Origin of the sequence: Allobranchiibius sp. GilTou73, from assembly GCF_021391335.1 — a bacterium.
Lineage (GTDB): Bacteria > Actinomycetota > Actinomycetes > Actinomycetales > Dermatophilaceae > Allobranchiibius > Allobranchiibius huperziae.
Window position 1 is genome coordinate 860,520 of sequence record NZ_CP090051.1, and the last position, 13,689, is coordinate 874,208.

18 protein-coding genes are annotated in these 13,689 nt (G+C 64.2%); 12 read left to right on the top strand and 6 right to left on the bottom strand.

Going from position 1 to position 13,689, the window contains the following annotated elements; translation table 11 throughout:
* Positions 1-159 precede the first annotated feature (159 nt).
* The 10 genes from LVQ62_RS04270 to LVQ62_RS04315 all read left to right on the top strand — a co-directional run bounded on the left by LVQ62_RS04270 (position 160) and on the right by LVQ62_RS04315 (position 6,195).
* The gene (locus LVQ62_RS04270; protein ID WP_233765535.1) at positions 160-336 is read left to right on the top strand and encodes a DUF2273 domain-containing protein; all 177 of its coding nucleotides are present in this window, start codon (positions 160-162) and stop codon (positions 334-336) included.
* The gene (locus tag LVQ62_RS04275) at positions 329-757 is read left to right on the top strand and encodes an Asp23/Gls24 family envelope stress response protein (RefSeq protein ID WP_233765537.1); all 429 of its coding nucleotides are present in this window, start codon (positions 329-331) and stop codon (positions 755-757) included. The genes LVQ62_RS04270 and LVQ62_RS04275 overlap by 8 nt, the downstream gene beginning before the upstream one ends.
* Complete coding sequence (locus tag LVQ62_RS04280; RefSeq protein WP_233765539.1) at positions 754-1,293, top strand: DUF6286 domain-containing protein; 540 nt, start codon at positions 754-756, stop codon at positions 1,291-1,293. The genes LVQ62_RS04275 and LVQ62_RS04280 overlap by 4 nt, the downstream gene beginning before the upstream one ends.
* A complete protein-coding gene (amaP, locus tag LVQ62_RS04285; protein WP_233765542.1) occupies positions 1,290-1,889 on the top strand; it encodes an alkaline shock response membrane anchor protein AmaP in 600 nt (199 codons plus the stop codon). The genes LVQ62_RS04280 and amaP overlap by 4 nt, the downstream gene beginning before the upstream one ends.
* Positions 1,890-1,904: 15 nt before the next feature.
* Positions 1,905-2,078 (top strand): CsbD family protein, encoded by a 174-nt coding sequence (locus LVQ62_RS04290; RefSeq protein WP_233765544.1) that lies wholly within the window; start codon positions 1,905-1,907, stop codon positions 2,076-2,078.
* 153 nt (positions 2,079-2,231) lie between these two features.
* The gene (locus LVQ62_RS04295; protein ID WP_233765546.1) at positions 2,232-3,032 is read left to right on the top strand and encodes a YsnF/AvaK domain-containing protein; all 801 of its coding nucleotides are present in this window, start codon (positions 2,232-2,234) and stop codon (positions 3,030-3,032) included.
* Between the two features lie 116 nt (positions 3,033-3,148).
* Positions 3,149-4,027 (top strand): DUF2382 domain-containing protein, encoded by an 879-nt coding sequence (locus tag LVQ62_RS04300; RefSeq protein ID WP_233765548.1) that lies wholly within the window; start codon positions 3,149-3,151, stop codon positions 4,025-4,027.
* 335 nt (positions 4,028-4,362) lie between these two features.
* Positions 4,363-4,791, top strand: coding sequence for a hypothetical protein (locus tag LVQ62_RS04305; protein ID WP_370639668.1), 429 nt, complete (start codon positions 4,363-4,365; stop codon positions 4,789-4,791).
* 186 nt (positions 4,792-4,977) lie between these two features.
* Complete coding sequence (locus LVQ62_RS04310; RefSeq protein ID WP_233765550.1) at positions 4,978-5,316, top strand: Lsr2 family protein; 339 nt, start codon at positions 4,978-4,980, stop codon at positions 5,314-5,316.
* Positions 5,317-5,787: 471 nt separating this feature from the next.
* A complete protein-coding gene (locus LVQ62_RS04315; RefSeq protein WP_233765552.1) occupies positions 5,788-6,195 on the top strand; it encodes a nuclear transport factor 2 family protein in 408 nt (135 codons plus the stop codon).
* A gap of 53 nt (positions 6,196-6,248) precedes the next feature.
* Here LVQ62_RS04315 and LVQ62_RS04320 read toward each other — a convergent pair.
* Positions 6,249-7,453, bottom strand: a protein-coding gene (locus LVQ62_RS04320; RefSeq protein ID WP_233763987.1) for an IS3 family transposase whose coding sequence is annotated in 2 segments (ribosomal slippage) — positions 6,249-7,166 and positions 7,169-7,453 — 1,203 coding nt in all. Because the reading frame shifts where the segments join, the coding sequence is not laid out codon by codon here.
* Positions 7,381-7,689 (bottom strand): hypothetical protein, encoded by a 309-nt coding sequence (locus LVQ62_RS17720; protein WP_370639700.1) that lies wholly within the window; start codon positions 7,687-7,689, stop codon positions 7,381-7,383. Before LVQ62_RS17720 ends, LVQ62_RS04320 begins: the two co-directional genes overlap by 73 nt.
* Here LVQ62_RS17720 and LVQ62_RS04325 point away from each other — a divergent pair.
* Both LVQ62_RS04325 and LVQ62_RS04330 read left to right on the top strand, forming a co-directional pair.
* Entirely contained in the window at positions 7,612-7,794 is a 183-nt protein-coding gene (locus tag LVQ62_RS04325; protein ID WP_233765558.1) for a hypothetical protein, read from the top strand. The two genes, LVQ62_RS17720 and LVQ62_RS04325, sit on opposite strands and share 78 nt — an antisense overlap.
* Before the next feature lie 39 nt (positions 7,795-7,833).
* Positions 7,834-9,038, top strand: a protein-coding gene (locus tag LVQ62_RS04330; protein ID WP_233763987.1) for an IS3 family transposase whose coding sequence is annotated in 2 segments (ribosomal slippage) — positions 7,834-8,118 and positions 8,121-9,038 — 1,203 coding nt in all. Because the reading frame shifts where the segments join, the coding sequence is not laid out codon by codon here.
* 188 nt (positions 9,039-9,226) lie between these two features.
* Here the strand turns inward: LVQ62_RS04330 and LVQ62_RS04335 are convergent.
* The 4 genes from LVQ62_RS04335 to LVQ62_RS04350 form a co-directional block, all read right to left on the bottom strand.
* Positions 9,227-10,858 (bottom strand): carbamoyltransferase C-terminal domain-containing protein, encoded by a 1,632-nt coding sequence (locus LVQ62_RS04335; protein WP_233765561.1) that lies wholly within the window; start codon positions 10,856-10,858, stop codon positions 9,227-9,229.
* Positions 10,827-12,128, bottom strand: a complete 1,302-nt coding sequence (locus LVQ62_RS04340) for a hypothetical protein (protein ID WP_233765564.1) — start codon at positions 12,126-12,128, stop codon at positions 10,827-10,829. Before LVQ62_RS04340 ends, LVQ62_RS04335 begins: the two co-directional genes overlap by 32 nt.
* A gap of 499 nt (positions 12,129-12,627) precedes the next feature.
* Positions 12,628-12,789, bottom strand: a complete 162-nt coding sequence (locus LVQ62_RS04345) for a hypothetical protein (RefSeq protein ID WP_233765569.1) — start codon at positions 12,787-12,789, stop codon at positions 12,628-12,630.
* Between the two features lie 331 nt (positions 12,790-13,120).
* Positions 13,121-13,543, bottom strand: coding sequence for a DUF4829 domain-containing protein (locus LVQ62_RS04350; RefSeq protein WP_233765571.1), 423 nt, complete (start codon positions 13,541-13,543; stop codon positions 13,121-13,123).
* Between the last annotated feature and the right edge of the window lie 146 nt (positions 13,544-13,689).

Here is a 13,689-nt window from a genome sequence, read left to right on the forward strand (position 1 = left end):
CCGCGGGCGGATGTCGGCGGTGCGCGGCTCTACCCGCCGGGCAGTGCGCACGGTGCGCGCAGTCCTTCCCACCAGGTGGCCAGGCTCGCGCCGATACGGCCAGCTCTAGGCAACCAGGCCACCTTCCCCACCACTGAACCTTCCGCAAGGAGATACCTCATGACCCGCTCTGCTCTTGGATTGCTCGCTGGACTATTGATGGCCATCGCCATCGCGGTCGACGGTTTCACCGGTTTCCTGCTTGCGTTGGTGTTGGGCGTGATCGGGTTCTTGGTCGGCGCGCAGGTCGATGGTGACCTGGACCTGGGCGCGTTGATCCGCGGCAAGCGTGAGTGAGGCACCCCGCGGGGGCACCGTCGACCAGCTCGCCGACCCCCGCACCGAGCCGTCCACCGATCAGGTTGATGACCCAGCTCACCGCGGCACCTTGGATGTGCGCGCCGCCGCGATTGGGCACCTGGCCGAGCACGTCGCCTCCGACGTACCCGGCACAGTGCGCTACCGCTCCAATATGGACAAGCTGCGTGGACGCGGGTACCCCCACGCCGAGGTCAACATCCGCGGTGCCTCCAGCTGGATCACTCTTGATATTGCGGTGTCGTGGCCTGCTGCCGTGGAGGACATCGCCCAGGCCACCCGCGACCAGGTACGTACCGAGACCGCCCGCCTGTCCGGTAGCGACGTTCGACGCGTCGACGTGACCGTGCACCTGCTCAGCCCCGACCAGGGCGACGCACCCCAACGGAGGGTCCAATGAGCACTAAGACCGCCCCCCGCACCGCACCGGTGGCCGGCGTCGTCGGACTACTGGTCGCGATCGCGCTGATCGCCCTCGCTGTCATCGGAATCCACGACCTGATCGTCACCCAAGGCTGGGCCAGCGGCCACGCCTGGGCCCGCGGCGCGATCGACGGCATCAACCACTCCACCCGCGCGGACTGGGTGATCCCCCTGGCCGTGATCGCCCTGCTGGTCGGTGCCGTGCTGCTGTTCGTTTCTTTCAAGCCGCGTCGCACTACCTACCAGCTGGTGCCCGACGAGGACGAATCAGCCCAGGTGTGGGTCGCCCCGGCCGCGCTGAGTCAACTAGCTAAGAGCGCTAGCGAGGACGTGCCGGGGGTGCTCCAAGCGCACCCGAAGGTGTCCCGCCGCCGCATCCGGGTCAGCGTGCGCATTACGCCCGGTGCTGATCGCGACCAGATCGCCCAGACCGCCACCGACCAGATCCACGAGCGGATCGGGGACTTGAGTGACCTACCGGTGAAGGTGCACACCCAGGAGGCCACCGCATGAGCCGAGCGCCGTACAAGATCGACCGATTCGCCACGATCGTGGTTGCGCTGCTGCTCATCTTCCTGGGGTTGGTGTTGATCGATTGGCGTTACCACCTGGTGCTGCACAGCTACTCCCACCGCATCTCGTTGGGGCCGGTGCCGGCATGGGCTGCCAGCAGTTGGTGGCCCTGGGTCTTTGCCCTGGCCACGCTGGTGCTGGGCCTGATCGGTGTCTGGTGGCTGCTGGCGCACCTGCGGACCACCACCACCAAGCAGACCAAGATGCCCCAGAGCGACCCGCACGGGACCATCACCTTGGACACCGCCTCGTTGGCGTCAGCTGTGGCGGACTCGCTACAGAAGTCAGGCCCATTCAGCTCAGTGAAAGCCAGCACCGCCCGGGTGGGTGCGTCCACCGCGGTGCTGGTCACCGCGCACCTGGACCAGCACGCCGACGGGGCCAGCATCCAGGAAGCAACCCGAGCATTGCAGGAGCAGCTGCGGTCCGCGTTCCCCGACCAGGGCGTCATCGCACGCGTCCTGCTCGACCAGCCCCGGTCACCACGTAGTGACCGGAAATCCGATGCATCCGCCCGGGTGCCCTCGACCAGCTAGTCACTAGGAGATCTCATGGGATGGATGGACAAGGCCAAGCACGCCGCCGAGAGCCTGCAGGGCAAGACCAAGAAGAAGACCGGTGAGGCCACTGGCGACAAGAGCCTGCAGGCCGAGGGCCAGGCCGACCAGGGCCAGGCGTCAGTGAAGAAGGTCGGCGATAACGTCAAGGACGCGTTCAACAACTGACCTCACCTGCAGATTCAACCTGCAGGGGTCGCCGGCGACCCAATCGTTTGTGACCCCTGCGGGTGTTTCACCCGGACGCTCGGGTGCGGTGAGCTCAACCCAGACCACCGTGGGTTACACGGATGCATCACACCTTCGTTCAAAGGAACGCACGTGATCTCCACAGAACAGCTCCATGGCCTGCCGGGTAGCACCGCGACCGACAGCACCGGTGACACAATCGGGTCGATACGTCAGGTTTATCTCGACGACCACACTGGCCAGCCCTCCTGGGCCACCGTCACGACTCAATCGCCCGGTAACCCAGAGGTGTTCATCCCCCTGCATGACGCCCAGATCGATGAGCAGGGCGTGAACTTTCCCTACACCACCGCCGCCATCGCTGCCGCACCCCACATCGACACCGGCCGTCACCTGGACGCTCAGCAGGAAGTGGAGCTGTCCCGTTACTACGGGGTGCACATGGGCGACGCCGTCGCTGCCCCACCGGGCGCCATCACCCACCCGCTCCCGGTAGATCACCCAGGCGGCGTGCCCCAGACCGACGCCCAAGGTGGTGCCGTGCCCATTGCTGATGAGGCCGGCGTGATGATCGCGCGTGAAGAACAGCTGCACACCACCACCCGACGTCGCGCCTCCCGCAGGGTCCGATTCCGCAAGGTGATCGTCACCGAGGAGAAGACACTGACCGTGTCGGTGCGCCGCGAAGAACTGCGCGTCGAGCAGATGAACATCACCGACGATGGCTTCACTGATGAGGCGGCAGCGCCCGTGCAGAACGACCACACCATCGTCTTGCACGAAGAGGTCCCCGTGCTGACCCTGCAGACCCGCCCCTTCGAGGCGGTCCACATCAGCATCGAACGCGTCACCGGCCAGCAGCGGGTCACCGACCAGATCCGCGCCGAGCACATCAAGGTCGACGACGGGACCAGCAACACCCCCACCGGCTAGATCAAGCACTCCTGCCGGGTGACGCGCATGCTCGCGCAGCACCTGGCCACGAACTCCGGCGGCATCGCCGGTGGAAGTACGGCAGTACTCATCTGACTAGGCAAAGGATTCACCGCATGGTTTCCACCGAACAGATCCAGGCCGTGACCGGCAACGTCGTCGACAGCGACGGGTCCAAGATCGGCTCCGTCGGCCAGATCTACCTGGATGACCAGTCCGGGCAGCCCGAATGGGTGACGGCCAAGACCGGCCTCTTTGGCAACTCCGAGACGTTCATCCCCATTCGTGAGGCCGAGGTCGCCGGCAACGACCTGAAGGTCCCCTACAGCAAGGACAAGATCAAGGACGCTCCTCGGGTCAGCGACGCCGACGAGCACCTGGACGTCGAGCAGGAGCAGAAGCTGTACGAGTACTACGGGTTGAGCTACGGCACTCCCGCAGCCACCGGCCAGGGGCAGAACGTCGACAGCAACGAGCACAACCGGGGCACCGAGCTGGACGATGACCAGCGTCGTGGCACCGAGCGTCGTGGTGATGACCGTCAGGACCGGGCCGGCGAAGCCGGCATCGTCGGTCAGGACACGTCGGGTCCGACCACCGATGACGCGATGACCCGTTCAGAGGAGCAGCTGCACGTGGGCACCGAGACGGTGCAGACCGGTAAGGCGCGGCTGCGCAAGTTCATCACCACCGAGGACGTCACCACGACCGTCCCGGTCAGCCACGAAGAGGTGCGGGTCGTCCGCGAGCCCATCACCGAAGAGAACCGTGGCTCGGCCCTGTCCGGTGGCGACCTGACGGAAGAGGAGCACGAGGTCACGCTGCACGCCGAGCAGCCCGTCGTACAGAAGGAGACCGTCCCGGTCGAGCGGGTCAAGCTCGACACCGAGACCGTCACCGGTGAGCAGGAAGTCACCGAGCAGGTCCGCAAGGAACAGATCGAGACCGACGCCGGTGAGCACGAGAACACCCGCGGGGACAACACCAACCGTTGAGGTCCCACCACGCCGCGCTTCCCACCTGGGGAGCGCGGCGTGGTCATGATCGATCCCAGGCCACGAGTTCGTGCGCGCTGGGCCACCGATAGACCACCCGGAAAGAGACCACCATGGCCAACGACCGCAACGGGGCCCATAGCCTCGACTCAGACTCAGACTCAGACTCAGACTCAGACTCAGACTCAGACTCAGACTCCAGACGGTCGGGGGAATCAGATGACGGCAGAGTTGCTCGCAACCAGTGGTCGGACGATCACGATGCAGACCGCGAACGGACGACCCGTGATCGGCGCGACAGGGACGACGAACCGCGCGCCATCGACCACGAGTCGGTGACCGAAGCCCAGAAAGAAGAACACGGCGGCATCAAGATCGGCTCCGCGTTCTTCGGGTGGCTGACCGCGACCGGAATGGCCGTCCTGCTCACCGCCCTCATCGCCGCCATCGGCACCGGCGTCGGACTGGCCAACAAGACGGACGTAACAAAGGCCACCAACGCCGCCAGCGACAACTCCACCGCCGTCAGCATCGCAGGAGCGATCGCCTTACTGGTGATCGTGCTGGTGGCCTACTACTGCGGCGGGTACGTCGCCGGGCGAATGGCCCGCTTCAACGGTATCCGTCAGGGCATCGCGGTCTGGTTGTGGGCCCTGCTGATCGCCGTCGTCCTCGCGGTTCTTGCTGCCGTCGCCGGTGAGAAGTACAACGTGCTCGCCAAACTCAACGCCTTCCCCGGATCCCCGTCAAAGAAGGCACCCTGACCACCACCGGCATCATCGCCCTGGTCGCGGTGGCCCTGGCCAGCCTCATCGGGGCGATCCTCGGTGGTCTGGCAGGGATGCGTTACCACCGCAAGATCGACCGCACCCCCGTACAGACTCGCTGACGGCTCGGCTCGAGCACGCATCAGTTGACCCACCCCTCATCGGAACAGGAAGACCACCCTCATGGCGCAGCGAGTTCAAGTCATTCTCGAGGACGACCTCGATGGCACCGAGGCCACCGAGACGGTCCCGTTCGGCCTGGACGGGACGATCTACGAAATCGACCTGAATGCCGAACACGCGACGCAACTACGGCAGGCCTTCGCGTCCTGGATCAGCGCTGCGCGTAAGACCCGAAGTTCCGGTCAGACGCGCAGCAACAACAGCACCGCGTCTCGGACCAGAACAGATCCGGAGCAGTTGAACAAGGTGCGGGAGTGGGGCCGCGCCAACGGGTACCAGGTCAGTGATCGTGGACGGGTGTCCCAGCAGCTGCAGGACGCCTACCAACAGGCTCAGTAACCCGGCGCGCCACGCACACCTGCAGCTGCAAGCCTGTCGACCACCCACAAGGGCGGGCCCCTGTCGTTCAACGTCTGGGGCCCGCCGTATCGAGGCAAGGAACAGAAGGATGCGTGTCAAACCTTCCGAGCCCACCAGCGCGGCTCAACACCAGCTGCATGCCGCGTTGCGGCTCCTACGGGCATCTGATCACCACGTGCCCTGTGAGACCCGCCCTTGGCTGTGGACCAGTAACGACCCCGACGACCGGGAAGCAGCCGCGCACCGCTGCGGCATATGTCCGGTGCAACCACAATGCTTCGCCGCCGGTGGCGCAGAACGAATCGGGGTCTGGGGCACGCGCATTAGAGCGGCACAATCCCGCGAGTGGTGACGTCAGGTCTTCCCAGTCCCTGAACTATTTACGACAGGACCTCTGATGATGCGTTGCGTGCGGCGGTGACCCGGCGTAGCGCCGGCGTTGAGGCTGTAGTGGAGCAGCTCTACGACGTGATGCGCGGCAGCGGGTCGGCCGCGGAACTGTTCTCCGCTGAGGTAACCGTGGCAGTCGGCACCGATGACGAGGAATGGGACACCGACCACGCTGGCGCCGTGGCCGGGTTCCACACTCAAAACCGGGAAGGCAGCCCATTACAGGTGCACGCCGGACCTCTACGCGGTTACAGCGACGGCGGCTTCGGATGGTTCGAAGACCGCGCATTAGTAACCTTCGCCAACGGCGAGTCAGCACCGTTGAGGGTGACTGGGGTTGTGCGCTTTGAGAACCGCAGATGGCGGGTAGTCCAAGTGCACGCCTCCATCGGGTTGCCCAACGCCGAACTGGGCCTGACCACCAATCCAGCCCAACCACTCAACGACGAGGCAGCCGGGAGAGCTTGATCCGCAGCAACTTGCCATAAGGGACTGCTGCACGAACAGGTGACAGTTTGTAGTCACGCGGCGAGGTTCGCCGTGGGGGTCATGGTGGTCTCGTATTCGATGGGGGTCAATCGGCCGAGGCGGTCTTGTCGTCGGCGTCGGTGGTAGGTGCGTTCGATCCAGGTGACGATCGCGATGCGCAGCTGCTCGCGGGTGTCCCACCTGCGGGTGTTCAGAACGTTCTTTTGAAGCAGCGCGAAGAAGCTCTCCATGGCGGCGTTGTCGCCGCAGGCACCCACGCGGCCCATGGACCCGACTAGTTCGTGACGGGCCAGGGCGTGCACGTATCGGCGGCTACGAAATTGGCTGCCTCGGTCGGAGTGCACCACGCACCCGGCCACGTCCGCACTCGCGGTGGCGCGTCGTGCAACGGCCGAATTCAGGGCGGTGACAGCGAGTTTCGACGTCATCCGGGAGTCGATGCTGTAGCCGACGATCCGCCCGGAGCAGGCATCTTTGATCGCGCAGAGGTAGAGCTTGCCTTCCGTTGTCCAGTGTTCGGTGATGTCGGTCAACCACACACAGTTGAGGTCCTCGGCGGTGGTGAAGTCGTGCCGGGTGCGGCCCTTGGCGTCCTGGAACGCGAGCCGGTCATCGTGCACCGGCGGTCCCGGGCGAGGCCGACTGCTGCGCCGTTTGCCGAAGACCGACCACCAGGTGTTGGCCGAGCAGATCGCCCACGCGGTCCGCGACGACATCTGGTGGCCGGCGTCGCCGGCTTCCTCGTGCAGATACCGGTACCCAAAGACCGGGTCGTCGCGATGCGCGTCGAACAACGCGTTGGCACGGTAGGCCCACGCCACCTCACCGCCGGTGACCGGGGCGGTGCGCCACCGGTAGTACGGGGCACGAGAGAGCTTCAACACCCGCAACGACACCGTCACGGGAACCCCGTGCGCGGCGAGCTCTTTCACGAGCGGGTAGAGCCTTTTCCCGGCAGATTCGCCTGGGACAGGTACGCCGCCGCGCGGCGCAACACCTCGTTTTCCTGTTCCAGGGTGCGGATCCTGCGGCGGGCATCTCGTAACTCGACCCTCTCGGCACGTGTCGTGCCGGGCCTGTTGCCGTCCTCGACATCGGCCGTGCGCAACCACTTGGTCAACGTCATCTCGTGGATCCCGAAATCCTTGGCGACCTGCGCCAAGGTCACGCCCGCTTCGCGGGCGCGTGCCACGCGCACCACGTCCTCGCGGAACTCGATGGGGTAGGGCTTGGGCATCGCAACATCCTTCCAGGCCGCTCTTCCGGGCAAGCCAGATCAGATGTCACCTGTTCGTGCAGCAGTCCCGGACGACCACACCAGCAAGCAGCCTCTGTGCTCCAGAAGTCACCAATCTGGACCCGAATTACGTCGCCGACGTTTGAATCCGAGGCCCGGTGAGCAACTTCGTCAAGCGCGGTCCGCGACACGTCCAGGGCCGTGACGTGCGCGGCACCCGCGTGCGCGGCATCCAGGGAATAACGACCTGTTCCGGCACCAACGTCAAGAAGGCAGACCTGCGGCGCAAGCCTTTCAATCCACCTGCAAATGGGACTGCTGCACGAACAGGTGACATCTGATCTGGCTTGCCCGGAAGAGCGGCCTGGAAGGATGTTGCGATGCCCAAGCCCTACCCCATCGAGTTCCGCGAGGACGTGGTGCGCGTGGCACGCGCCCGCGAAGCGGGCGTGACCTTGGCGCAGGTCGCCAAGGATTTCGGGATCCACGAGATGACGTTGACCAAGTGGTTGCGCACGGCCGATGTCGAGGACGGCAACAGGCCCGGCACGACACGTGCCGAGAGGGTCGAGTTACGAGATGCCCGCCGCAGGATCCGCACCCTGGAACAGGAAAACGAGGTGTTGCGCCGCGCGGCGGCGTACCTGTCCCAGGCGAATCTGCCGGGAAAAGGCTCTACCCGCTCGTGAAAGAGCTCGCCGCGCACGGGGTTCCCGTGACGGTGTCGTTGCGGGTGTTGAAGCTCTCTCGTGCCCCGTACTACCGGTGGCGCACCGCCCCGGTCACCGGCGGTGAGGTGGCGTGGGCCTACCGTGCCAACGCGTTGTTCGACGCGCATCGCGACGACCCGGTCTTTGGGTACCGGTATCTGCACGAGGAAGCCGGCGACGCCGGCCACCAGATGTCGTCGCGGACCGCGTGGGCGATCTGCTCGGCCAACACCTGGTGGTCGGTCTTCGGCAAACGGCGCAGCAGTCGGCCTCGCCCGGGACCGCCGGTGCACGATGACCGGCTCGCGTTCCAGGACGCCAAGGGCCGCACCCGGCACGACTTCACCACCGCCGAGGACCTCAACTGTGTGTGGTTGACCGACATCACCGAACACTGGACAACGGAAGGCAAGCTCTACCTCTGCGCGATCAAAGATGCCTGCTCCGGGCGGATCGTCGGCTACAGCATCGACTCCCGGATGACGTCGAAACTCGCTGTCACCGCCCTGAATTCGGCCGTTGCACGACGCGCCACCGCGAGTGCGGACGTGGCCGGGTGCGTGGTGCACTCCGACCGAGGCAGCCAATTTCGTAGCCGCCGATACGTGCACGCCCTGGCCCGTCACGAACTAGTCGGGTCCATGGGCCGCGTGGGTGCCTGCGGCGACAACGCCGCCATGGAGAGCTTCTTCGCGCTGCTTCAAAAGAACGTTCTGAACACCCGCAGGTGGGACACCCGCGAGCAGCTGCGCATCGCGATCGTCACCTGGATCGAACGCACCTACCACCGACGCCGACGACAAGACCGCCTCGGCCGATTGACCCCCATCGAATACGAGACCACCATGACCCCCACGGCGAACCTCGCCGCGTGACTACAAACTGTCACCTGTTCGTGCAGCAGTCCCAATCCCCGCCCGCTCATCCACGTAGGCAGCGCCCAGCGCGTCATGGCTTTCAGCCCGGAATCCATCCCAGGTCCGTCCACTCCAATGCGCAATAGGCTGCGTGAAACGGTCACGAATCAGCCACCCGCCCACGACGACCAAGGCTTCCGCCACTCTCACGTCTGACCTTCAATCTCGATGAGCCGATCTTCGACGATGACGGCATCGAGATTCATCCGTCGTGCACTAAGGACTGCTTCAAGCGCCGTTCGGACGACAGGCTCACCACGCCCGTTGAAGCTGGTATTTAAGACGGCACCCACACCGCCCCGCACGGCCAGCTTTTCTAGAAGGGAGCGGTAAACCCCCTCAGTTGGTCCGACCGTTTGAAGCCGGGCAGTGCCATCGACGTGGCTTGCGCCACCGATCGCCTGACGGCCAGCTGCTGAGAGTGGAACTGACACGAGCATGAACGGCGCTACCAATGATTGCCCAAAAAGGTGCGGCGCCTCTTCAGTAAGAACGCTGGGCGCGATCGGCCGCCATGGCTCACGGCCCTTCAAACGGTTAACGCGATCACGGAGCTCGATAGAATCTGGCCAGGCAAGGATGCTTCGGTTCCCGAGCGCCCTGGGTCCAACTTCCATGCGACCCTGGACCCAGCCAATTACCTGACCATCAAGAATGCGATCGGCGGCGTTGTTGATGGGATCGGTTAGTACAGCGCCCGGCATCTTCCCCAAGGCGGCTACACCCGTCGCGGCTGGTGTACCGAGGTCAGCGCGCGCAGCAGACCAGCCGGTCATACCTGCGCGGGCACCGACCATCTGGGCCGCACCCAGCGCAACGCCGGCGTCATGCGGGTGGGGCGGCACATGTAGTCGACTGACCACGTCAAGAAGAAGCCCATTCGTCACACAGTTCAGCGCTACCCCACCAGCTAGGCATACGTCGCGGATCCCTGTGGTGTGCACGGCCCATTCAACGAGCTGGGTCATCACGCTGTTGACAGTCAACTGCGCCGCTGCGGCTGCCATTGGCTGATGCGATGCGAGCGGCGGAAAAGCTCCCGTTGCGCGCGGTGCGGGGCTGGCAGGAGCTCCGAACTGCGCTTCCAATCGAGCAAGCCACCCCCGGACGACATCATCTTCCCACGCATTTACAGGGAACGGGGAGTATATTTCACCGTCCCGCCACTCGATAGGGAGGGCGTCGGCTTGGGAAATGCCGTATGTCGCAAGTCCCATCGTCTGGCCCGCGCCGAACTGACCGAAGCCACAGAACTCACTTACGGCTCGGTACATCAGGCCGAGAGAGACCCCGCGGCCAAAGCGGCGGACCAAGTCGAGTCCAGCTCGGTCAGCCCGGTAGACAGAAATTGACTCGTCCTCACCCTCAGCATCAGCGACTATCACCGTTGCGGCGTCGAAGCCGCTGCCATAAAAAGACGATGCGGCGTGCGCGGTGTGGTGGGTTATCCAATGCATCGGGAGATGGGCGAGCTCCCGCAGGCCCGTAATGACTCTGACTGCATCGCTTACATCCGTCGACGCCCCTCGGACTGAGTCGAACTTCTGCCGGTCCCAGCCGCACGCGACGGCGTCTACCTCCGACGCCTCGACACCTGCCTCACTGAGCACTGAGGAGACTGCGCCATGAGGCAACTGTCCGACACCGTGCTTGTGCCGGGTGAAGCGCTCCTCCTCAACGAAGGCGACCACCTCGCCGTCAATCAAGAGGGCCGCCGCCGGGTCGTGGGTCTTGTCTGTCCATCCATTAACGCCGAGAACAATCACCGAGCGGCCCACCTCGCGAGTCGTTCACCGAGGAAGCGCCGTACAGACTCATTGCTAACAAGCTGGCGCAAGTACGTTGAGTCCGATTCGTAAACCTGAACACCTCATCCGCGGACACGGCGGCGGCATAGCTTCGGCGAATTTCTAACAGTTCAGAAAAAAGCGGCTGCGTCGGCTCGACATCAATAAGTGGCTCCATGCAGAGCAAGAAGTATTTCCCAATCTCGTAGTCCAAGGTCGTTACCGGCAGCCACGTGACAGAGGCACGGACAGTGATGCTCGACCACTGTGGGTCTTCTGGCATGGCTGCTAGAGCGTCAAAGAAGTCGCACCGCCGCACCACGAAGACGTCGAGGGGTCCATGAGGTGCCCCGAGTTGCAGCGCCCAGTCGGTGTCATGCCGAAAATAGGTGGGGTGCACATCAATCCAGCCTGCGACCTCAGCTGCCATGGCGGCCGCATCGACAGTGTCTTCGACAACCACGACAACGTCGATGTCAGAACTGAGCACACCGACCGCACGTGGAATGAACGGGGTTTGGTTGCACTGAAGGCAACTCTTCATGAAATCGCGCTCCCAGCGCTGCGGAAACTTAGAGCTGTTGTGAAGAGTGGTACAGAAATGGCACGGCCAGTCGCGATCACCCCGGTCGAGTAGGTTCTCAGCGAAGTGTTCATGAAGTGTCCGGCTCCCACGGGGTGTCGGCGGCTGCACGCCCCATCGCTCATACTCGTAAGCGTTGAAACTGCTCTGCCCAAGAGTCACGCCCAGGTCAACTAATTCTGCTTCGGAGCGTTCCTGGTCGCCTCCAATCTCGACAGCCAGGCCGGCGGGAAGGAGTTTGCGCTCGAAAAACTCGGCTTGGGTCGTCGTGTATACCTCGATAGAGGCCGGAACGCCCTCAGGTCGCGAACCCCCGAGGCTGTCAGTGCAATACCACGGGAATCCCGTGCCGAGTACCCCTCGAATCTGAGGGAACGCCGCGGTTAGCTCTACAGCAACCACCTCTGCCGTTGATTGCAGTCTTTCGACGCGGCCCACCTGACGGTACTGCTCGGCCGCATGGCGCGCGTGATCGACAACATCGGCGTGTGATGCGACCAATTGCGCCCCCAGCCGCGTGTTTTGCGCCCAACGGATGACATTGGTAACGCCGACGCCCCATTGTTCAAACAGGGGGACGGTTACACCGACCTTTCCTACGAGGTCCGCGAGGAGGCCAACGTGAAAGTACACGGTCGCTTCTCGGCGAAGGTCGAGGTCTGAACTGTCGGCGCCCACGGCGACAGTAGTTCCATTCGAGCTTCCCCCGACTGCGAGTGTCGGCCGAACCATCCCCGTCCCTAGCGCCGCCTCCTGCTCCCCGGAGGAGAGCAGCGACCAAGCCGATTGGCCGACGATTACCTCGCTCACAACAAACTGACGCAACATACCCCCCGACGCGCTGACTAGCATTAGTCCGCACGACATGGCGCCGCGGGTCGATCTGTCTCGGCATGCACGAAGCCTGTCTTAACGAGCAGCTCGGCGGCTGCTGGCGGTGACTCGAGCGTAGTAGTGAACCTCTTGTTACCGCCAGAGAGATCCAAATCTCACAGTCATCCCAACTCACAGGGATTCGAGCTAGACCTTGTTTCGGATTCGTAGACAGGTACGTGCCGCGTTGAGGGCTGTGCATCTGGGGTACGCCCCAGATGCACAGTGGAGAGCGTCAGCGGATCGCGTGCATCTAGGGTCTTGGTCGCCGGCTTTGGTACAGAAGTGTCCGAGGGTCTAGACCTCAGATGCCCCGCTGCGTCAACGGCCAGGCCGCTGGGTACTCGAACGGCACGGCGACCACCTGGACGTCGTCCTGGTAGACGACGCGACCGGGGTGGGCGGTTCGCAGCTGAACCCATGGCACGTCGTACCGGTCGAGTAACCGCAGGTAATCGGTTGTCATCTCAAGTAGAGGGGTGGCGGTTGATTTGAACCATGCACAGGCCCCGGGAAACCGATCACGGTCGTAGCACCCGCTGCCGGCCACCGAGGGGTCGGCGTACGCCGCGGTGGCTCGCGCGTTTGCTGACCGCAGCCAGTCGGTGTCGGGTGGGCGCAGCCGGCCGGCCGTGGCTAGCCCGTTGGCCATCGCGAAGACCCCGGGGAACCGTCCGTGCCGGTTCGGTACCGCACTCTGAAACCGGATGTAGTCCTGCACCCCACCAGCGTATGAACCGCAGGTAGGCCCCGAGCTTAGATGTGTTGACAGCGCTAGCGATTCGTAGACCTTGGGTTCAGGCTTGCCCTTGAGCGACGACACGCCAGGGTTGGGTGTTTGCGTTGCGGGCGAGGTAGTAAGACCACATCTTCTGCCCATCGTTGCCCCCGGGCCAGTGATCAAAGTGCGCTTCGGTGTCGACCTCAACTACTTGTTTGTAGTCGGTCACCGAGCTGGTGGGGTCGCGAGCTCCGCTGTAGGGGCCGGTGACGTGGGTGACCTTCAAGTGCTTGATCGACGGGGCGTCAAACCAACCGTGGTTCTCGAGGCCGGTTCCCCCCAGCAGCAAGGCGTTGGCCGTGGAGTAGTCACGATCGTTGATCGCCCGTACGTAAGTGTTGAGCACGTCGGTCGGAGATGCCGTGGTGACCGGTAAGGCGACCGTCTTATGGGGTACGTGCAATGGCACGAAGTACCCGGCCCCGGCCGCAAGGGTCACCGCTCCTGTTGCGCCCCAAATCCACGCCGTCCACCGCATGAAGGGAGTATGCCGTGACAGCCTCCGACGGAGCGGCTGAACGCCCACGTCGGGTTCGGCCGAGTGGCTCGGCCCCCGGCGCCTCCGGTGGCGGCTGCATGAGTCAC